This window comes from Flavobacterium plurextorum (assembly GCF_024638035.1).
Lineage (GTDB): Bacteria > Bacteroidota > Bacteroidia > Flavobacteriales > Flavobacteriaceae > Flavobacterium > Flavobacterium plurextorum.
On record NZ_CP100442.1, the window covers coordinates 3,537,245 to 3,558,419 of the forward strand.

The following is a 21,175-nucleotide window of genomic DNA, read 5'->3' on the forward strand; positions in this document are numbered from 1 at the left end:
TTACAATAATGGAATTAAATAAGTACAGCAAGACCATCACTCAAGATCAAACACAACCTGCGGCTCAAGCAATGTTGTACGGTATTGGTTTAACTGAAGAAGATTTGAAGAAAGCACAAGTTGGTATTGTAAGTATGGGTTACGATGGTAACACTTGCAATATGCACTTGAATGATTTAGCAAAAGATGTTAAAAAAGGTGTTTGGGATGCAAATCTGGTCGGGCTTATTTTTAATACCATTGGTGTAAGTGACGGAATTTCTAACGGTACTGAAGGAATGCGTTATTCACTGGTATCTCGTGATGTAATTGCAGATTCGATTGAAACAGTTGCGGGAGCACAATGGTACGATAGTATAATTGCAATTCCTGGCTGTGATAAAAATATGCCTGGAGCTTTAATTGCAATGGGAAGATTAAACCGTCCGTCAATGATGATTTACGGAGGTTCTATTCACTCTGGGAAATGGAAAGGTGAATCTTTAAATATCGTTTCTGCTTTTGAAGCTTTAGGAAAAAAAGTGAAAGGCGAAATTACTCCAGAAGATTTTAAAGGTGTTATTCAAAATGCTTGTCCAGGTGCTGGTGCTTGCGGTGGAATGTATACTGCAAACACAATGTCTTCGGCAATTGAAGCATTAGGAATGAGTTTGCCGTACAGTTCTTCAAATCCTGCTTTAAGTCAGGAGAAAAGAGATGAATGTCTTGCAGCGGGAGAAGCTATTAAAATTTTATTAGAAAAAGATATTAAGCCAAGAGACATTATGACTCGTAAGGCTTTTGAAAATGCTATTACAATTGTAGCTGTTTTAGGAGGTTCAACAAATGCGGTTATGCACTTAATTGCAATGGCGCATGCAGTTGATGTTAAAATTACTTTGGATGATTTCCAAGCAATTAACGACAGAACTCCTGTACTTGCAGATATGAAGCCAAGCGGTAAATACATGATGGAAGATATTCACGCTGTAGGAGGTATTCCTTCTGTAATGAAATATTTATTGAAAGCAGGATTAATTCATGGTGACTGCTTAACGGTAACAGGTAAAACAGTAGCCGAAAATTTAGCTTCTACACCAGATTTACAAGACGGACAAGAAGTAATTCATGAAATACAAAAAGCATTAAAACCAACTGGAAATATTCAGGTTTTATACGGAAATCTAGCTTCAGAAGGTGCAGTTGCAAAAATCAGTGGAAAAGAAGGAGAGTATTTCGAAGGTCCGGCTGTTGTTTTTGAAGGAGAGTTTGAAGTAATTCCTGGTTTACAGGCTGGAAAAATTAAACCAGGCAATGTTGTTGTTATTAGATATTGCGGACCAAAAGGAGGTCCGGGAATGCCTGAAATGTTAAAACCAACATCGGCGATTATTGGAGCTGGATTAGGAAGCAGCTGTGCTCTTATTACAGACGGCAGGTTTTCTGGAGGTTCACATGGATTCGTAGTAGGACACGTAACACCAGAAGCTTTTGATGGCGGTGGTATTGCTTTAGTGAAAGATGGTGATTTGATTGCTATTGATGCTGTTAAGAATACGATTGACTTGAAAATATCTGATGAAGAATTTGCAGCTCGTAAAGCGGCTTGGGTTCAGCCACCGTTAAAAGTTACAAAAGGAGTTTTGCTTAAATATGCAAGATCTGTTTCAAGTGCTTCTACAGGATGTGTTACCGATAATTAATTTATTATCAAGATAAACGTAAAATAACAAAACTCAAAACCTAATATAAAACCTACGTATTGAATAAAATGGTAAAAACAATTTATAAATCATTGTTGTTTCTATTGCCCTTAATTTCATTCTCACAAAATGCAAAAATTGAGAATCTAAAAAAAGAGTATAATTTAAAAGTTAAAAAAAGTGGTTTCATTCTTTTAGAAGATAAGAATAATTCCGAAAACATTAAAATTGCAAATGCTGACGGAGATATTGTTTATTCTTTTAAGAAGAATAATAAAACTGGATTTCTCAGCGGATTAAACTGCGGGAAATTTTTCACATCAAAAGTTAAAGGAAGCGGTAATGATGGTGGTGGTTACATGATTTTTGAAGGTATGGATGTTGAAATACATGATGCTAAAAATCCAGAAGTTGGAACTAAAACCAATTTCAATTTTACAAATGGGTCATGGAATCAGCCTTTTGAGTTTTATAGCTTTTTTGACAGTACTGATAAGGTTGGTATAATTAATTCATGCGGCGAAATAATAGTTCCGGCTCAGTATAAGCGTATTGGAAATTTCAACAAGGCTGGACAAGCACTAGCATATACTGATACAGATTTTACAGTTTTGGATACATTAGGTAAATCTTTGCTGAAACAGCCATTTAAACATGGATTGGAGAGAGTCTTTAAATATGATTATGATGTGTATGTAAAAGACAATCGTGTGAGATCAAGTATAGATGGTAAGCACTTTGGAATATTTGATTTTAAAGAAAACAAACAGTTAATACCAAACAGCTATGATGAAATTTCATCTATGGATAAAATGTATTATCGAATTAAAGAAGAGAAGGATGCTTTTGCTTACTTAGCAAAAAAGAATGATATAATTGAGGTTATAGATTATTCAAATTTCAAGAATATTCTTCCTATTTCAGTAGGAGCCAATGGTATTTCTTCTATATCTGAATTAGGCAATAAATATGTTACTATTTTCTATAAAACAAAGAAAATAATTCGACAAGTAAGCCAAACTGTAAGTAATGACGAATCAAAGTATTGCAAGAATGTCTACTACGATGGAAAAGTACTTTTTGATGCTAAACTAGAAATAGAAGATATTAAGATTTATAAAGATCGTTTGCTTGTGCTTCAGATGTATAATGGAGGATCAATGATTTATGATTTACAAAAATCAGCTTTTATTGCAACATTTCCAGATAATTTAGTTACAGTATACGATTACGAAATGCCGTCATCGATGGTTTTTAATAAAGATTATATGTATGATGCAAGAGATACTTTTTTTAATATAAGCACTCCATGTAAAGGTCCAGGTTGTCAAACAAGTAATTCAAAGAAAGGAGCCCTTTGTGATTTCAATGGTAAGTTAAAAACAGATTTTTTACAAGATGTTAGTTATGTTGTTGTAAAGCTGGATAAAACTCAGGATAAGTTTCTTTTTCTAGCGCATAAAAGACCTGCAGATTTTACTTTGAATTTTAATCTTTATGATAATGACGGAAAGTTAAAACTGGAAAACTTTAAAATCGAGGATAATCAAAGAGAATACGCTTTGCTTACAAAAGATAATACGTTAGTTCTTAATGAAGTTATAGAAAAGACTTCTGTGAATGGTAAAACTGCTTTTGATATTAATGGAAATATGATCGGGGAGCGTTATATGTTTATAAGTGATCCAGCTAAAAAAGAGGTTATAAAAAAGGAGTATACTAAAGAACAAGTTGAATCTCAGAAAAATAATAGATTCTTAAAAAAATAATTTTGATGAAAATAAAAAATACAATAAAATATCTGCCATTAATTTTTGTTTCGTTTCAAGCTTTTTCACAGTTAAAACCTGAAAAAGTCGATTTAGATAAGTTTTCATTCACTGTAAATTATCAGATTCTGCCATCAAAGTTTGTAGCATTAGAGAAAAGAACCTTTAGTACTGAAACCGTCATAGGTAATGATTTTACACCTTTTTATTCGAATAAGGAAACGTTGAATAACAGACTTAATTTATATGGATGGAAAAGAAGTGTAAGATATTCAAATGTTGATATCGAGGTAAGGTTGAAAAGCTTTAAAATGGGCGAACCAAAACTGGAATCAAAAGTTGATGAATCTAAAGATAAAAATGGAGTCGTCGTCAAGACCACAAATTATTTTGTGACTGCATTAATCGAAGCTAAAGGATCTGCTGTCGTCAAGATAAAAGGAGCATTAAATGAATCAGGAAAGGATGAAGAGATTGTTTATGATTTTGATAAAGATTACGTCTATAAATCTCTTAATGCCAACGCTAATTCTGAAGTTGTAAAAGAGGCTTTCAAAAAAGAAAAGACAGAATTTTATAATGAAAGCATTAAATCTTATGTTGATTTTGTTTTTAGTAATACTAACCATAAAATCAATAAAGTCTATGGTCTTGAGCCTACAACATATAGAGAGAACTTGTGGATTATAGATTCTAAAGATGAAGAAGGAGGAATTCAAAAAGAAGCTCTTGAGGCAGTAAAAGTAATTTTTGCTAAGATGTCAGCAACTGCTCCAATTGATGATATTGTATCAGATATTAATCCATTACTTGAATATTTTGACTCTTTAAAAACAAAATATACTGGAAGTGACAAATCAAGTAAAAAGATTAGATATTCAGCATATTATAATTTAGGAAGAATTTATATTCATTTAGATCAGCCCGAAAAAGCAATTAAAGAAGGTGAGGGATTAATTGCTAATGATTATGATAAAAAAGATGGTAAAAAAATTATAGAGGATGCAAATTATGACTTAGAGAATTTTAAAAAATCAACTTATAAGTCAAAACATAATCCCGTATTATATTAATAAATATTTATAGTAGTATTAAGATGCTATAAATGTCAAAAAATAAAAAAAATGAAAATATCAGGGGCAGAAGCCGTTATAAGATGTTTGTTAGAAGAAGGAGTAGACTTGGTTTATGGTTATCCAGGTGGAGCAATTATGCCAGTTTACGACGAATTATATAAATTTCAGGATCAGTTGCATCACGTATTAGTTCGTCATGAACAAGGTGCAACACATGCAGCTCAAGGTTATGCTAGAGCTACAGGAAAAGTAGGTGTTGCAATTGCTACTTCAGGACCGGGTGCTACAAATTTAGTAACTGGAATTGCAGATGCGCAGATCGATTCAACACCAATGGTTTGTATTACAGGACAAGTTGGAAGACATTTATTAGGTTCTGATGCTTTTCAGGAAACTGATATTATTGGAATTTCAACTCCAGTTACAAAATGGAATTTTCAGATAACTGAAGCGTCTCAAATTCCAGAAATAATTGCAAAAGCATTTTATATTGCTCGTTCTGGTCGTCCAGGACCGGTTTTAATTGATATAACTAAAAATGCTCAATTTGACGTTTTTGATTATAGCTATGAAAAATGCAAAGGAATTAGAAGTTATGTTCCAGTTCCAAAGTTAAAATTAGATAAAGTGGCTGAAGCAGCAGCTTTGATTAATAGTGCAAAAAAACCTTTTATTGTTTTTGGACAAGGAATTATTCTAGGTAAAGCTGAAGCTGAATTTAAAGCTTTGGTTGAAAAATCAGGAATTCCGGCAGCTTGGACTATTTTAGGACTTTCGGCTTTGCCAACAGACCATCCGTTAAATGTTGGAATGCTTGGAATGCACGGAAATTACGCTCCAAATTTATTGACAAATGAATGTGATGTTTTAATTGCATTCGGAATGCGTTTTGATGATCGTGTTACAGGTGATTTAAAAACATATGCCAAACAGGCAAAAGTAATTCACTTTGAAATTGATCCTGCTGAGATTGATAAAAATGTAAAAACAGAAATAGCTGTTTTAGGAGATGTAAGAGAGTCTCTTACGGCATTACTTCCTTTAATTGATGCTAAATCACATGATTTATGGCACAATGAATTTAAAGAACTGCATAAAATTGAGGTTGAAACGGTGATAAACGAAGAGTTAAACCCAACAAACGGTAAAGGAATTTCGATGGGAGAAACCCTTGAAATGATCAATAAACACTCAAAAGGTGATGCTATTATAGTTTCTGATGTTGGTCAGCACCAAATGTTTGCTTGTCGTTATGCGAAGTTTAATACATCAAAAAGTAATATTACTTCAGGCGGATTAGGAACAATGGGATTTGCGCTTCCAGCGGCTATTGGTGCTAAAATGGGAAAACCTGAACGTGAAGTTGTTGCAATTATTGGTGATGGCGGATTCCAGATGACAATTCAAGAATTGGGAACTATTTTTCAAACTCAGGTTCCAGTTAAAATTGTGGTTTTAAACAACGAATTTTTAGGAATGGTGCGTCAGTGGCAAGAATTGTTTTTTGACAATAGATATGCTTCAACAAAAATGATTAATCCAAATTTTGTAGCAATTGCAGAAGGGTATCATATTAAATCTAAAAAAGTAACGCAAAGAGAAGACTTGGATGCAGCTGTGGCAGAAATGATGGCTTCAAAAGATTCTTATTTCTTAGAAGTTATGGTAGAAAAAGAGAATAACGTATTCCCAATGATTCCTACCGGAGCTTGTGTTTCAGAAATTAGATTAAGCTAAAGAAAAAAAGTTTCAGGTTTCATGTTTTATTTGTTTCAAGTTCTAGAACCTGAAACCTAAAACATGAAACAAATAAAACTAAAAAACAAAATGGAAGATAAAACATTTACCATATCGGTATATTCAGAAAATAACGTGGGCTTGTTGAATAGAATATCGGGGATTTTCTTAAAGCGTCACATTAATATATTAAGTTTAAACGTATCAGAATCAGAAATAGAAAATGTTTCTAGATTTATCATTGTGGTAAACACAACTGAAAAATGGGTTCAGAATATTGTTGGACAAATCGAAAAACAGATTGAAGTTATAAAAGCTTTTTATCATACTGACGAAGAAACTATTTTCTTAGAAAATGCTTTGTTTAAAATACAATCAAGTTTGTTGTTTGATGAAAAACAAATTCAAAACATCATCAAAGACAGCCAATCTACAATCGTAACCGTTTCAAGAGATTTCTTTGTGATTTCTAAATCTGGAAGACGTTCTGAAATAGAAGAATTGTATGCAAAGTTTAAGCCTTACGGTATCATGCAGTTTGTACGTTCTGGGCGAATTTCGGTTTCTAAAGAAAAAATGGAAATTTCCTCTTTATTAGAGACTTTTAAATAGTAACAATTATACAGTGGTTTTAGGATCACAAACATTTATAGATTAATCAATTATTAAATTTCATTTCATTAAATATTTTAAAACAAAATGGCAAATTATTTCAATACATTACCGCTTAGATTACAATTAGAACAATTAGGAGTTTGCGAATTTATGGAGCAATCAGAATTTGCAGACGGAATTTCAGCATTAGCAGGAAAAAAAGTTGTTATTGTAGGTTGTGGTGCACAAGGTTTGAATCAAGGTTTAAATATGAGAGATTCTGGTTTAGATATTTCTTATGCATTGCGTGCAGATGCAATTGCAGAAAAAAGAGCTTCATATAAAAATGCAACTGAAAATGGTTTTAAAGTAGGTACTTATGAAGAATTAATTCCAACTGCTGATTTAGTTTGTAATCTTACACCAGATAAACAACACACGGCTGTAGTAACTGCTATTATGCCATTAATGAAAGAAGGATCGACTTTAGCATATTCTCACGGTTTTAATATTGTTGAAGAAGGAATGCAGATTCGTAAAGATATTACAGTAATTATGTGTGCTCCTAAATGTCCAGGATCTGAGGTGCGTGAAGAGTACAAAAGAGGATTTGGTGTGCCAACACTTATCGCTGTTCACCCAGAGAATGATCCAAATGGTTTTGGTTTAGATCAAGCAAAAGCATACGCTGTAGCAACTGGCGGACATAAAGCAGGAGTTTTAAGATCGTCTTTCGTAGCTGAAGTAAAATCAGATTTAATGGGTGAGCAAACAATTCTTTGCGGATTATTGCAAACTGGTTCTATTTTATGTTTTGATAAAATGGTTGAAAAAGGAATCGATGCTGCTTATGCTTCAAAATTAATTCAATATGGATGGGAAACTATCACTGAAGCTTTGAAACACGGTGGTATTACAAATATGATGGATCGTTTATCAAATCCTGCAAAAATTGAAGCTTATGAACTTGCAGAAGAATTGAAAGATATTATGCGTCCGTTATTCCAAAAACACCAAGATGATATCATTTCTGGAGAATTCTCAAGAACTATGATGATTGACTGGGCAAATGACGATGTTAATTTATTGAAATGGAGAGCTGCAACTGGAGAAACTAACTTCGAGAAAACTGCACCGCAAGAAGCGGCAATCTCTGAGCAGGAATATTTTGACAATGGAGTTTTAATGATTGCAATGGTAAAAGCTGGTGTTGAATTGGCTTTTGAAACTATGACTGAAGCAGGAATTATTGAAGAATCGGCTTATTATGAGTCTCTTCATGAATTACCGTTAATTGCAAACACGATTGCAAGAAAGAAATTGTTCGAAATGAACCGTGTAATTTCTGATACTGCTGAGTATGGCTGTTATTTATTTGATCACGCTTGCAAACCATTATTGACTGAGTTCATGAAAACTGTTGAAACTAATATAATTGGAAAACCATTCTCAACTTCAAACGGAGTAGATAATGCTGTTTTAATTGCTGTTAATAAAGAGATTCGTCAACATCCTATCGAAGAAGTAGGAGCGTGGTTAAGAGAGTCTATGACTGCAATGAAAAAAATTGGATAATAAATTTGGGAATTTCTATACATATAAATGTAATGGAGTTTGCACTGTATCAATGTTTTAGATTAATATTTTGAATTAGTAAGCACTTATTAAAAAAAAATAGATATAGATGCATGATGCATTCACTTAACTTCGATTGTTTAAGCAAGTTAAGTGAAGCAGATCCCTTAAAAAGGGTATGTTTTTTAAGAAAATGTACTTGTTGAAATTTCTTTTTTAATTAATAAGGATGCTGCTATTTTCAAAATAGAAAAAGCATTGTAATGCAGAATTACAGAATTAATTGTTATTGAAATTTGTTAATGTAAAAAGGTATGATAGTTTAGTTTGTCATACCTTTTTTCAATTTACATTTTATTTCAAAAATGTATTTTTTTAGAATAACCTCAAAAAAAACGAGTATTTTTTTTAATATGTGTTTTTTTTTGATAAAATTTATAAATTAAATAATTTTAAGAATAGACTGAGATTTAATACTTTTATAAAAAAATTCCACAAACATATGAGTTATTATAAAATTGAAAATTTAGAACAATATTTTAAACATTACAATAAGTCAATAAGGGAGCCAAGAAAATTTTGGGGGAAAATTGCAGAAGAAAATTTTACTTGGTACCAACAATGGGAAAAAGTAGTTGATTTTAATATGGCTGATGCCGAAGTAAAATGGTTTACTGAAGCGAAAGTAAATATTACTAAAAATTGTATTGATAGACACTTAAGTAAAAGAGGTGAAAAAACGGCAATTATTTTTGAACCGAATGATCCGTCTGAAAGTGCTTTACATATAACTTATAATGAATTATACGAGCGAGTTTCTAAAATGGCGAATGTTTTGCGTGAGCAAGGTGTACGTAAAGGAGACCGTGTTTGTATTTATTTGCCAATGATTCCTGAGCTTGCTGTTTCAGTTTTGGCTTGTGCAAGAATTGGTGCTATTCACTCTGTAATTTTTGCAGGATTCTCTGCTTCAGCAGTATCTGCAAGAATTAATGACTGCGAATGTAAAATGGTTATTACATCTGATGGTGGTTACAGAGGAAACAAAACGATTGATTTAAAAGGTATTGTTGACGAAGCATTAGACAGCTGTCCGTCAGTTTCTAAAGTTTTGGTTGTGAAAAGAACTAAAACTGAAGTTGCAATGAAAGAAGGTCGTGACGAATGGTTACAGCCTTTATTAGATGCTGCTTTAGATAATAGTGTAGCCGAAATTATGGATGCAGAAGATCCGTTGTTTATTTTGTATACTTCTGGATCAACTGGTAAACCAAAAGGAATGGTTCATACCACAGCCGGATATATGGTTTATACAGCTTATACATTTAAGAATGTTTTTAGTTACGAGGAAAATGATATTTTCTGGTGTACTGCTGACATTGGTTGGATTACTGGTCACTCTTATATATTATACGGACCGTTATTAAACGGAGGAACTACTGTGATTTTTGAGGGAGTTCCATCTTATCCAGATTTCAGCCGTTTTTGGGATATTATCGAAAAACATAAAATCACACAATTTTACACAGCACCAACTGCAATACGTTCGTTAGCCAAAGAAAGTTTAGATTATATTCAAAAGTATCCTCTAAAATCTCTTAAAGTTATCGGATCAGTTGGAGAACCAATCAACGAAGAAGCTTGGCACTGGTTTAATGACCACGTTGGAGATAAAAGATGTCCAGTTGTTGATACTTGGTGGCAGACAGAAACTGGTGGAATTATGATTTCGCCAATTGCATTTGTAACACCAACAAAACCAACATATGCGACTTTACCTTTACCTGGAATTCAGCCTGTTTTAATGGATGAAAAACGTAATGAGATTGAAGGAAATCAAGTAGTTGGAAGTTTATGTATTAAGTTTCCTTGGCCGGGAATTGCCAGAACTATTTGGGGAGATCACCAACGTTACAAAGACACTTATTTCTCTGCTTTCCCAGGTAAATATTTTACAGGAGACGGAGCTTTAAGAGACGAAGTTGGATATTATAGAATTACAGGTAGAGTAGATGATGTTGTAATTGTTTCTGGTCATAATTTAGGAACTGCTCCAATCGAAGATGCGATCAACGAGCATCCTGCAGTAGCAGAATCTGCAATTGTTGGATTCCCTCATGATATTAAAGGAAATGCTTTGTATGGTTTCGTTATTCTTAAAGAAACAGGAGAAGTTAGAGATAGATCAAACTTAAGTAAAGAGATCAATCAATATATTTCTGATCACATTGGACCAATCGCAAAATTAGATAAAATTCAATTCGTTTCTGGTTTGCCAAAAACAAGATCTGGAAAAATTATGCGTAGAATTTTACGTAAAATAGCTGAAGGTGATTTCTCTAATTTTGGAGATACTTCAACATTATTGAATCCTGAAATTGTAGAAATAATTACAAAAGAAAGAGTTTAATTTAATTAAGCAGATATAAAAAAAATAAGCCGTCTCATTTGAGACGGCTTATTTTTTTATTGAATATTATACTAAGAATTGCTAAATTGAAGATTACTAAGGTTTTTGTAAATTCCGTTTTCTAAATTTATCAATTCCTGATGTGTGCCTTCTTCGGTAATTCTACCATTGTCTAACACCAAAATTTTATCTGCATTTCTGATTGTCGAAAGTCGGTGTGCGATGATGATACTTGTTCTTCCTTCCATTAGTATTTCTAAAGCTTCCTGAACTAGTTTTTCGCTTTCGCTGTCTAGTGATGAAGTTGCTTCGTCTAAGATCAAAATACTTGGGTTTTTAAGCAGCGCTCTCGCAATAGCAATACGCTGACGTTGTCCTCCTGATAATTTAACACCGCGTTCTCCAACTAAAGTCTCAAATTTTTCAGGGAAACCGTCGATAAAATTGAAAGCGTTTGCTTGTTTTGCAGCAGCTACAATTTCTTCCTCTGATGCATTTGGTTTACCATAAGCAATGTTTTCTTTTATGGTGCCTCCAAATAGTATAACATCCTGAGGTACTATACTCATATTGCCACGAAGATTTTCTAAATCGTATTCATAAATATTTTTGCCGTCAACTGTAATTTCTCCTGAAGTGATATCGTAAAAACGAAGAAGTAAAGATGAAATTGTTGATTTTCCTGCACCACTAGGACCAACAATTGCAATTTTTTGTCCGAAATCTGCAGAGAAGTTTACATCTTTAAGTACTTGTACTTCTTTACGAGAAGGATAACTAAAGGCTACGTTTTTGAAAGTAACATTTCCTTTTATTTTTTCTAGAGCTGATGCATTTGGTTTAGCATTAATCTCTTCTGGTTTTTCTTCTAATAATTCAAAAACACGCTCAGTAGCTCCAACAGCTTTTTGAATCTGCGCATACATTTCGGCAATTCCGCCAAAAGATGCTCCAATAAAAGTGGTGTAAAGTACGAAAGAAATTAAATCTCCAACTCCTTCAACTTCTCCTTTTATGGTTAATGTGATGCCATACCAAACTACGGCTACTACGCATCCAAAAAGGCATAATATAATGAAGGAAGCAAAGTAACCTCTATATTGACCGCCTTTGATGGCAATTTTCACAATTTCTTTGATTTTATTTTTGTAACGCTGAATTTCATACCATTCGTTAGCAAAAGCTTTCACATTGCTTATTCCTTGTAATGTCTCCTCAACAATTACTTGGCTCTCGGCAACTTTATCTTGAGTTTTCTTTCCGTATTTACGAATGAATCTTCCAAATACAACTGCAGCCACAGCAACTACCGGCACAATTGCCAGCATCATAAGAGTTAATTTCGGACTTATGCTTCCTAATATTACAAAGCCTCCAATAATCAATATAAGCTGACGTAGAAACTCTGCGATTGTTGTGGTGAAAGTATCTTGCAATTGTGATATATCTGCACTTATTCGGCTGTTTAGTTCTCCTACGCGTTTTTGCGAATAGAATGACATTGGCAGCTTAACCAGGTTTTCATATAAGGCAAAACGAATGTTAGATAATGAGTTTTCGGTAAAGTTTACGAAAAGAGAAATCCTGAAGAAAGAGAATATTGCCTGTAATGTTAAAATAACCATTAATCCAACAGCAATTTCATTGGCTCTGTTTAGATCTTTATTAGTTACGCAATCTACCAGCATTCCCATTAATTTAGGAAAGGCAAGGGCAGTAGCGCTGGTTAGTAGTAGAAAAATTAAGCCTAGAAAAAATTTCCATTTATGGTTTTTACCGTATTTAAAAATTCTGAGTGCTTTTTGAAGAGAATTAGAGTCTAATTTAGCTTTTGGTAAATCGTTTTCTTGAAATCTTGCCATTTGTATATACAATTAAAGTATTGCAAATGTATAACTATAGCAAGCGAATACAAAGTGTTATTATAAATTAGACATTCAGATTTTGCTTTTTAACTAAATTGTAAGAAAATGATGGTTTTTGTAATTTGCTTAAAAAGCTGAAAAATAGATTGGTAAATATAAAAGCTAAAAAATATTTCATTTTTTTTAAAAATATGCTTGCAAATACGAAATCTAGCTGTATATTTGCACTCGCAATCACGAAATGATAGCAGCCTAGTAAAATAGGGCGATTAGCTCAGCTGGTTCAGAGCACCTCGTTTACACCGAGGGGGTCGGGGGTTCGAACCCCTCATCGCCCACCAAGAAACTCCTTAAGAAATTAAGGAGTTTTTTTTATGTAAAAAATAAAAAAAGTATATGAGTGATCAATTGATTGGATTTAATATTAGAGTTTACGCATTTTGCATACATGATAATACGATCTTGGTATTACACGAAAAGTATGCAGGAATAAAGATCTGTAAATTACCAGGAGGAGGCTTAGAATTTGGAGAAGGAACAATTGATTGTCTTCATAGAGAATTTGAAGAAGAATTAAACTTGAAAATTGAAATTCTTGGACATCATTACACTCAGGAAAGTTTTATCGAATCTCGTATTAAAGATAATAAACAGATTTTTAATATTTATTATACGGTCAAAATACTTAATATTGAAGATTTACATATTCAAATTCCAGGATTAGAAAAATTAGAATGGATTCCTATTAATACCGAAAATAACCCTTTTGTTTTACAAGCGGATATAATTGCATTTGAGAAATTAAAGAAGGAATTATTGTAAAGTATTTTGGAAAAACAGATTTAGATAAACCAAAAAAACTCTTCAAGAATCAAATAAAAAAAAGGCACAAGTATATTTCTTGTGCCTTTTGTGTTTATTCTATCGTAGGTTTATTTGCTTTTTCTTAAAGAAATTACCGATTGCAGAACAACCGAAATCATTACAAAAAACAATCCGATATAAAATGAAGTATTTACTTCTTTGCTTTCATCGAAAAATATAAATGCTAATATAATGGCATAAATAGGTTCAAGATTAAAACTTAGATTAACCGTAAAGGCAGGGATTTTTTTCAATACTTCGGCAAAAGCGACATACAATCCAACCGTACAGAAAAGTGATAATAAGATTAAGTAAAAAGTATCTTTGAAATCTGGAATAAGGTTTTCTGCAGGAAAAAAATAAAGGTAAGCAGGAAGCAAAATTCCTAAACCAATCGTTCCGCCTATCATTTGATAGTAGTTGATAATTTTACTGTCGTAAACTTTTACGAGTCTTTCATTGTAAATAGTGTAAAGCGCTGCAAAAGCTGATGAAATTACGCCTAGAATTATAGCAAGCTGATAAGAAGTGTCAAAATGAAAAATTAGACTGATACCTAATAAAGTCAACATGCTTAACAATAGTTCAGAAAATTTAAATGCAGATCTATCGATCAAAGGTTTGAAAACCGCAGTAAAAAAACTGGTCAAACAATAACAAATAACACCAATAGAGATATTAGAATATTTAATACTTGCATAAAAGAAAACCCAATGTATGGTAATTAGCAAACCTATTTTAGCAATATCAAATTTTTCTTTTGATGTAGTTTGATTTAATACTTTGAAAAGTTTTAGTATTAAAAATAAAATGACAGCAGAAAAAAAGACTCTGTACCAAGTTAATAAACCTTCATTAAGAGAAATGAGTTTTCCAAAAACACCGGTAAAGCCGGCAAGTATTACAGCGAAGTGTAATAATAAATATGATTTTTTCATAAAAAATTATCTACCAATCCCTTTCGGGACAAGATTTTTAAATTAAAATTTAATGGAGAATTTTAAGTACGATAAAACAGCGAATAAAATATTCGTGCAGTACTTTTAAAATTTCTAAGAAATATTAAAATCTTGGTGGTGGAAGACAACTCTTTCTGTTCATAATCTTTTTATTTATCAATCGCAAAATTAGCAAAAAAAACAGATTATGACAATGCTTAAAAATAATATTCCGTATATAAAAAACGTACTTGCTGTTTTATTTTTATGTAGTATTGTAAAAAACTTGCTCGATCGTTTTTAGTGGGTATGTTTAAGGTAACTGCAAACATTTTCAAAAAAAAGTATATTTTCTAATTAATGAATATTGACAATCAAATATTATTTTTTTTAAGTGCTCTAGGTGTTTTTAATAGTGTTGTTTTGAGTTTTTATTTTTTATTCTTCAAACACAATAAAGCTAAATCGGATTTATTTCTTGGTCTTTTATTATTGTCTCTTAGTATAAGAATAGGGAAATCGGTATTTTATAATTTTAATCCGCAATTGTCAAAAACATATTTACAGATAGGTTTGTCAGCTTGTTTTTTAATTGGCCCGCTATTGTATTTTTATGTTAGATCAGTATTGCAAACTCTTAATCATTCTTTTGCGAAATATACAATTGCTTCATTAATTACAGCTGTAAGTATTTTTGGTTTTCTTCTTCCATACAAAGAGAATCCTGTAATTTGGAGAGGAATAATTTACTATTTTATAAATTTTCAATGGTTTGTTTTTATTGTATTATCCATTTATGAAGCCAGACATATTTTTAGAAAGTTAGTAACTAATCGAGGTCAAATTAACTATCATGAAACTTGGATACTATCAGTTATTTGTGGTGTTTTTGCAATTTGGCTTTCGTATACTTTGGCTAAATACACGTCATATATTTCTGGATCTTTGGCCTTTTCTTTCAGTTTTTACATTTCTTTCCTTCTGATTTATTATGTAAAAAACAAAACATTAATCTCGGCGAGCAATAAAGAAAAATACATAAACAAAATAGATGAAAAATTAGTAAGGGAAATTCAAGAACAGATCAATGTACTTTTTGAAACAAGAAAAATATATACTAATCCAGATCTTACATTATCAATTTTAGCAAAAGAATTAAATATTCGTCCGCAATTGCTGTCACAATTTATTAATGACAATTTGAATAAAAGTTTTACTCAATTCATCAATGAATACCGAATTGATGAAGCAAAACGGTTGTTAAAAGATAGTAATCAGTTTAAAATAGAAGCTGTGGGTTTTGAATCTGGGTTTAATTCCAGCAGTACATTTTATAGTTCTTTTAAAAAAATCACAGGCACGACACCTTCAAATTACCAAAAAGGGTAATTTCTACTCCTAAAATATACATTTGGAGTCCGATATTATAAACTTGGAACGATTTAAAACTTAATCAATATAGTTTTGACGAACATTTTTAAATCATTAAAATCCAAAGTTTATGAGAAAAATCTTTTTCGCAATTCTATTTGTATTACTATCAAATTTATCTTTTTCACAATCAGATCAGTCTCTAATTGAAGATTGTATTCAAAACTATATTGAAGGCACATCTTATAATAAGCCTGACAGTATTAGTAAGGCTTTTTATTCTGAAGCTGATCTTTTTCTAAGTCATAAAGAAAAGCCTTTATGGATAGTTCCAATATCAGAATATGTCACTTGGTTTCAAAAAGGAAAGAATGGTGAATTTAACGGTCGTATAGGGAGAATTATCTCGATAGAATATTATAATGATATTGCTGTTGCAAAAGCCGAAATTCTCATTCCTGAAAGGAAACAAGAATTTATGGATATGTTTTTGCTGAAAAAGATTCAAGGAGAATGGAAGATAATCAGTAAATCGGCAAGTAGTAAACCAAGTAACAAAATGGGAAAAAGAATATTATTCATTGTTTCAAATGCACATTACTACGGAAATTCAAAAATTTCAACAGGTAATAGCTTTGCCGAAATCGTAAACGCTTATGATACTTTTGTAAATTCAGGTTATACCGTTGATTTTGTAAGTCCAAATGGCGGCGACATTCCTTTGGCTTATATTAATACTTCTGATGACATGCAAAAGAAGTATTTATACAATCCAGACTTTATGTACGCAATAAAGTATACTCTGAGCCCTAAAGAAGTTGATTATAAAAATTACAAAGCGGTTCATTATATTGGAGGTGGAAGTGCCATGTATGATGTTCCCGAAAACTTAGACATTCAACGCATCAGTATGCAAGTTTATGAAGATAATAACGGTATTGTTTCTTCGGTATGTCATGGAACTGCGGGTATTGTTAATTTAAAAACTAAAAATGGGAAGTTCTTGGTGGAAGGAAAAAAAATAAGCGGTTATCCTGATTCTTTTGAAAAACAAGATGGCGAATATTTTAAACACTTTCCATTTTTAATTCAGAAGACAATAGAAGAGAGAGGTGGAGATTTTAAATTTTCAAAGAGAAATGAATCTTATGTTGAACAGGATGGTCGAATTATTACAGGACAAAATTTTCAATCATCAAATGGTGTAGCCTTAAAAATTATTGAATTGATTGAGAAGAATAAATAGGATGATTTATCAATAGTTATGTAAGGTCCATAAAAAAAACTTCTTAAGGAATTAAGGAGTTTTTTTATTCAAATTTGAATCTTTTGTCTTAAAAACGGCGTCTAGAGGATTATCAGAGAAGTTACTTTGTCCAAAAGGAAATTGGAAAAAAAAATATAAACAGTTGTAAGAATAAGGTTTTATTACATGTTTAAAATAGTTACTCTTCTAACGTTAAATCTTTCAAATTGATATTTCCGCACGGAATTTCTTTATCGTTGATTGTATAAAAAAGATTTTGCCCTTTTAAACTGAGTCCAGTTCGCAAAGTACCATGCGCTCCTTCTGTTACGCAAAGTAAAACAACATAAAAACTACTCGATTGCTTAGGATTAATTGTTCTTTTTAGTGAAGATGATTTATCACTACTTTTATCTAAGAATGAATTTAAATCTTTCAAGCCATAATTAAATAAGGGAATTTTCTCGTATGTCATTTCGTTGGGAGGAAGCAAAATTTTAAAGTATTGGCCAGGTAATGCGGGAACTTCATAGGAATGTACAGGAAAATCCATTTTTAATTCAAGAGGATTAGCTGTTTGATTGCTGACTTGAGTCCAAAATACAACATAAACATATACTTTGCCTTTTGGATCAGTGTATTTCATTCCGCCTTTTGGTAAACTATTTTCTATTATTAGGCTTCCGCCTTTAGGATCAGAATACTCATATTTGGTGTAAATGGCTTTATTAAGTACCACTTGTTTTTTGTTTTCGATACTTTTTACTGAATCTAAAGTTTTTGCAGCACCATTATCTGGTGTTGATTTGTGATCTTGCTTACAAGAAAAAAGCCCCGTTATTGCCAAAATCAATAGTATTGTTTTTTTTATCATGTTTTTTAAGCTTTTGTACAAATTGGTTATAGTTCAATTGGTTTTCTTTAAAACGAATATAAGAAATATTTTTACTACAATTTAGTAACTCTGTTTAAGATAACGAAGACTTTATTACCTCTAAAATACGATAGTAATTTTTAACTATATTTGACATCGATATTGTCTTATTTAGCAGTTTTAGTGCTGAAAAAGAAATCAAATCATGAAACCCAAATTTTAAAAATGAAAACTAAACTGATAACTCTTTTATTTGTATTTACTGCAATAAATATATTTGGTCAAGCGGCAGTGCAATCAAAGTCCGGCAAAACAAATTATTCTAATAATAAAGCTTTAACAGATATTGATATGGTTACGCATAAAGCGATAAAACCTCTTAAAAAAGTTCCATTAGATAAAGAGTCAATTTTGATTTATGATTACGATGGATCTTTGATGTCATTCAATTTAGAAAAAGAAGCATTTAATTGGACTGTAAAAGCGACAGATCTTACTATCGAAATGTGTGCAAATCAAGTAACGCTGCTTGATGGAGTTATATACATTCCGTTTGTTAACAGTGAAATTTTTGCAATTGACAGTCAAACGGGTTCTATTTTTTGGAAATCTAGACTGGGAAATATCACGGATCAAATTGTACTAAAGAATCAAGTTCCAATTATAAATGACGGAAAATTGTTTATAACGACTCAAAGTCCAAACAATAACATTTATGCTCTTGATATAAATGACGGCAGTTTAATATGGAATTATAAGCTGGATAATTTATATAATGATAATCCGGTTCTATTTTTTGATAACAAAGTTTTTGTACAAAGCGGATCTAATTTCTATAGTTTTGAAGCAAATACGGGTAAACTTCTCAACCAAAAAGGCTTTGAGGAAGCTATGACCGGAAAACCTGTAACGGATGGTGAAAATGTATTTATTGCAAATGAAAAAAATGTGGTTTTTGCTTTAAGTCCAGATAAACTAGATGTTTTATGGCAGTTTAAGATAGATGAAAATCAAAACGATATTAAGGATCGTATATTTTGCAAGGACAAAAAAGTATATTTCGCCGCACAAGGACCAGAAGGGTCTTCTATATATGCGGTGGACTCAAAAACGGGAACTCAGATTTGGAAAACAGACTTTAAAGATAATAATGTCGAATATATGGTTGAAGAAAGTGATAATATTTGGGGATACACTCGCAAAGGAAAACTTTTTCAAATAGACATAATGAATGGTGAGATAGCATTTGAAGTAAAATTAATCACTAAACCTATCTCAAATCTGGAATTTGCTGAAGATGATTTTTTATATTATTATTCGGATGCCGCTTTGATTCAGTTTGAGTTTAAAACAAAAGATGAAAACGAAATTTATCTGCGAACTTCTATTAAAGATGATGCTTATAGTGCTTATTTAAAATTAATTCGATAATCAAGCACTGATTCAATATTGGTGAAAAAATTAAGTAATTAAGAAATATATTTTAAGAGATGTCAAAATTGAAATAAGAGTGACTTCTTAATTTATTTTTTCAAACATCTGCCTCTTGGTTCGTCTCCTTTATGAAGTACAATTTCTGAATGCAGGAATTCTGCTGCTTCTGCTGAATCTTTTACTTTAACGGCACTTCGTTTTAGCATTTCCGATTCATACTCTGTGAGTACGCTTTGTCTGATTCCTTTTTTTCTCCATTGCGACAAAGGTTTGCATCCTTTAAATATGCCGCGTGCAAGTGAGAGTGCGTCTAAAATCGCTTGATTTGCTCCTTGTCCTTTAAATGGGCTCATTGGATGGGCGGCGTCTCCAATCAAGGTTGCAAATGTTGCTTTTTCAAGGGATTCTGGTTTTAGCAGTTCGCGGTCATATACGGGATAACCAGAAATTTGAGCTTCTAAAGTGGCGTCTACAATCTGAGGAACGGGATTATGCCATTGAGTTCTGCGAAATGCTTCTTCTTTAAGGGCTTTTGGTCCTAAGGCGCTTAATGCCTTAGCTTCATCTTCAGACATCGGAAAACTGAGCTGCCACATTACTGAATCTGCTGTATAAGGCATAACGTAGATGCGTTCATTGCCATTGGCGGTTTGAAATACTGTTGCCGAGTCTAATAAAGAACTTTTAAGGTTTTCAAGTGCGCTTAAAGGGCAAATTCCTAATATTACAATACAGCCTAAATAGCGCAGGGGAGAGTTATCATCGCCAATTAGAAATCTTCGGACTGAACTTCGAATACCATCGGCACCAACTACAAGATCAGCTTTGGTTTCTATTATATTTTCATTCACTTGAAAACTTAGGCTGACGCCTTCATTATCTTCTTTTAAATCTACTAATTGATGTCCCCATTTTATTTTATCCTGTCCGCCCAATTGTTCAAGCATTGCTAATCGCAGTTCTTGTCTGGCGATATGTATATTGTTGCGTTTTGGAGCAATTTTTTCGTCTGATTGTATCCATTTTCTAATTCCCCATTCTCCAATTACTTTTCCATCAGTGTTATGAACTATGTGTCTTGTTGAAACGACTCCTTCTTTTAAGGTAAAAATTCCTAATCCTTCAATCGCTTTACTAGCTTGCTGTAAAGTAAGTCCGTAACCTTGAGATCGGGCATCAAAATTTTGATCTCGTTCGAATAGTGTAAAAGGGATTCCACGGTGTAAACAAGCTGTGGCAAGTGCAACTCCGCCAATACCTCCGCCAATAATGGCAACATGGGGATAATTTTCTGTATCTGCTTCTGGATGATTTTCAGATGCAATCAAGCCTGATCCTAAACATTTTAAACAAGGTTGTTGGGGAGCTTTAGGACGAACTGGGATTGTTCCTTCTTTATTTGTTTTTTCAAACTGATCTAATTCAGTTTGGTAACGCAGTCGTACTTTTTTACTAAGTCTTTTACTTATTTTACCGCGTCCTTGACATTCTTGGCAGATAGTCCAGTTTGCTTTCTCATTTTCAACTTTATTCACTTCTTCTTTGTTTTTCAACTTGCCGTCTAAATGAGTTAAGATTTATCCTATTTTCTGTAAACAGATATCCATTTTTTTTAATCAAGAATGGTTTACTATTATTAAGAATAGTAATTGCGAGATTAATGGTTGTTGACTTTTATGGTGCGAAGATAAGAAATATTCTTGCTATGATGCGGCGATCAGTTTTTCAAAACCTTCAAAG

The 21,175-nt window shown here is 32.2% G+C and carries 15 protein-coding genes and 1 tRNA gene; 12 read left to right on the plus strand and 4 right to left on the minus strand.

The genetic code is table 11. The features are described 5' to 3' along the window. Nucleotides 1–8 precede the first annotated feature (8 nt). The 7 genes from ilvD to acs all read left to right on the plus strand — a co-directional run bounded on the left by ilvD (nt 9) and on the right by acs (nt 10,843). Nucleotides 9–1,682, plus strand: coding sequence for a dihydroxy-acid dehydratase (gene ilvD / locus NLG42_RS15780; RefSeq protein ID WP_089059484.1), 1,674 nt, complete (start codon nt 9–11; stop codon nt 1,680–1,682). A 68-nt stretch (nt 1,683–1,750) separates the two neighbouring features. Further along, nucleotides 1,751–3,451, plus strand: a complete 1,701-nt coding sequence (locus tag NLG42_RS15785) for a hypothetical protein (RefSeq protein WP_257681523.1) — start codon at nt 1,751–1,753, stop codon at nt 3,449–3,451. A gap of 5 nt (nt 3,452–3,456) precedes the next feature. Next, nucleotides 3,457–4,524 (plus strand): hypothetical protein, encoded by a 1,068-nt coding sequence (locus tag NLG42_RS15790; protein WP_089059486.1) that lies wholly within the window; start codon nt 3,457–3,459, stop codon nt 4,522–4,524. A gap of 51 nt (nt 4,525–4,575) precedes the next feature. Then, nucleotides 4,576–6,264 (plus strand): biosynthetic-type acetolactate synthase large subunit, encoded by a 1,689-nt coding sequence (ilvB, locus tag NLG42_RS15795; RefSeq protein WP_089059487.1) that lies wholly within the window; start codon nt 4,576–4,578, stop codon nt 6,262–6,264. 90 nt (nt 6,265–6,354) lie between these two features. Next, complete coding sequence (ilvN, locus tag NLG42_RS15800) at nt 6,355–6,876, plus strand: acetolactate synthase small subunit (RefSeq protein ID WP_089059494.1); 522 nt, start codon at nt 6,355–6,357, stop codon at nt 6,874–6,876. A gap of 87 nt (nt 6,877–6,963) precedes the next feature. Further along, entirely contained in the window at nt 6,964–8,433 is a 1,470-nt protein-coding gene (gene ilvC / locus NLG42_RS15805; protein WP_089059488.1) for a ketol-acid reductoisomerase, read from the plus strand. Nucleotides 8,434–8,935: 502 nt separating this feature from the next. Continuing rightward, entirely contained in the window at nt 8,936–10,843 is a 1,908-nt protein-coding gene (gene acs, locus NLG42_RS15810) for an acetate--CoA ligase (protein WP_089055988.1), read from the plus strand. A 71-nt stretch (nt 10,844–10,914) separates the two neighbouring features. Here the strand turns inward: acs and NLG42_RS15815 are convergent, their stop codons facing one another. Beyond that, nucleotides 10,915–12,705, minus strand: a complete 1,791-nt coding sequence (locus tag NLG42_RS15815; RefSeq protein ID WP_257681524.1) for an ABC transporter ATP-binding protein — start codon at nt 12,703–12,705, stop codon at nt 10,915–10,917. 266 nt (nt 12,706–12,971) lie between these two features. Here NLG42_RS15815 and NLG42_RS15820 point away from each other — a divergent pair. Both NLG42_RS15820 and NLG42_RS15825 read left to right on the plus strand, forming a co-directional pair. Continuing rightward, nucleotides 12,972–13,049: transfer RNA gene (locus NLG42_RS15820), tRNA-Val, on the plus strand. Between the two features lie 55 nt (nt 13,050–13,104). Next, nucleotides 13,105–13,530, plus strand: a complete 426-nt coding sequence (locus NLG42_RS15825; protein WP_099718200.1) for an NUDIX domain-containing protein — start codon at nt 13,105–13,107, stop codon at nt 13,528–13,530. A 110-nt stretch (nt 13,531–13,640) separates the two neighbouring features. On the opposite strand, the gene NLG42_RS15830 is transcribed toward NLG42_RS15825, so the two are convergent. Further along, nucleotides 13,641–14,510 (minus strand): DMT family transporter, encoded by an 870-nt coding sequence (locus tag NLG42_RS15830; protein ID WP_257681525.1) that lies wholly within the window; start codon nt 14,508–14,510, stop codon nt 13,641–13,643. 423 nt (nt 14,511–14,933) lie between these two features. On the opposite strand from NLG42_RS15830, the gene NLG42_RS15835 reads away from it, so the two are divergent. Both NLG42_RS15835 and NLG42_RS15840 read left to right on the plus strand, forming a co-directional pair. Then, the gene (locus tag NLG42_RS15835; RefSeq protein WP_257681526.1) at nt 14,934–15,899 is read left to right on the plus strand and encodes a helix-turn-helix domain-containing protein; all 966 of its coding nucleotides are present in this window, start codon (nt 14,934–14,936) and stop codon (nt 15,897–15,899) included. A 112-nt stretch (nt 15,900–16,011) separates the two neighbouring features. After that, nucleotides 16,012–17,127 carry a nuclear transport factor 2 family protein gene (locus NLG42_RS15840; protein WP_257681527.1) on the plus strand — a complete coding sequence of 372 codons (1,116 nt, stop codon included), beginning with the start codon at nt 16,012–16,014 and terminating at the stop codon, nt 17,125–17,127. A gap of 199 nt (nt 17,128–17,326) precedes the next feature. On the opposite strand, the gene NLG42_RS15845 is transcribed toward NLG42_RS15840, so the two are convergent. Beyond that, nucleotides 17,327–18,001, minus strand: a complete 675-nt coding sequence (locus NLG42_RS15845) for a hypothetical protein (protein WP_257681528.1) — start codon at nt 17,999–18,001, stop codon at nt 17,327–17,329. Nucleotides 18,002–18,226: 225 nt separating this feature from the next. Between NLG42_RS15845 and NLG42_RS15850 the strand changes: the two genes are divergently transcribed. Beyond that, on the plus strand, nt 18,227–19,432 hold the full coding sequence (locus NLG42_RS15850) for an outer membrane protein assembly factor BamB (RefSeq protein ID WP_257681529.1): 1,206 nt from the start codon (nt 18,227–18,229) through the stop codon (nt 19,430–19,432). 92 nt (nt 19,433–19,524) lie between these two features. Here the strand turns inward: NLG42_RS15850 and NLG42_RS15855 are convergent, their stop codons facing one another. Further along, nucleotides 19,525–20,970 (minus strand): FAD-dependent oxidoreductase, encoded by a 1,446-nt coding sequence (locus tag NLG42_RS15855; RefSeq protein ID WP_257681530.1) that lies wholly within the window; start codon nt 20,968–20,970, stop codon nt 19,525–19,527. Nucleotides 20,971–21,175 lie beyond the last annotated feature (205 nt).

Bases quoted from the DNA above. Each gene is read 5' to 3' on its own strand.
- ilvD (WP_089059484.1), top strand. From the start codon at position 9: ATGGAATTAAATAAGTACAGCAAGACCATCACTCAAGATCAAACACAA.
- NLG42_RS15785 (WP_257681523.1), top strand. From the start codon at position 1,751: ATGGTAAAAACAATTTATAAATCATTGTTGTTTCTATTGCCCTTAATT.
- NLG42_RS15790 (WP_089059486.1), top strand. From the start codon at position 3,457: ATGAAAATAAAAAATACAATAAAATATCTGCCATTAATTTTTGTTTCG.
- ilvB (WP_089059487.1), top strand. From the start codon at position 4,576: ATGAAAATATCAGGGGCAGAAGCCGTTATAAGATGTTTGTTAGAAGAA.
- ilvN (WP_089059494.1), top strand. From the start codon at position 6,355: ATGGAAGATAAAACATTTACCATATCGGTATATTCAGAAAATAACGTG.
- ilvC (WP_089059488.1), top strand. From the start codon at position 6,964: ATGGCAAATTATTTCAATACATTACCGCTTAGATTACAATTAGAACAA.
- acs (WP_089055988.1), top strand. From the start codon at position 8,936: ATGAGTTATTATAAAATTGAAAATTTAGAACAATATTTTAAACATTAC.
- NLG42_RS15815 (WP_257681524.1), bottom strand. From the start codon at position 12,705: ATGGCAAGATTTCAAGAAAACGATTTACCAAAAGCTAAATTAGACTCT.
- NLG42_RS15825 (WP_099718200.1), top strand. From the start codon at position 13,105: ATGAGTGATCAATTGATTGGATTTAATATTAGAGTTTACGCATTTTGC.
- NLG42_RS15830 (WP_257681525.1), bottom strand. From the start codon at position 14,510: ATGAAAAAATCATATTTATTATTACACTTCGCTGTAATACTTGCCGGC.
- NLG42_RS15840 (WP_257681527.1), top strand. From the start codon at position 16,012: ATGAGAAAAATCTTTTTCGCAATTCTATTTGTATTACTATCAAATTTA.
- NLG42_RS15845 (WP_257681528.1), bottom strand. From the start codon at position 18,001: ATGATAAAAAAAACAATACTATTGATTTTGGCAATAACGGGGCTTTTT.
- NLG42_RS15850 (WP_257681529.1), top strand. From the start codon at position 18,227: ATGAAAACTAAACTGATAACTCTTTTATTTGTATTTACTGCAATAAAT.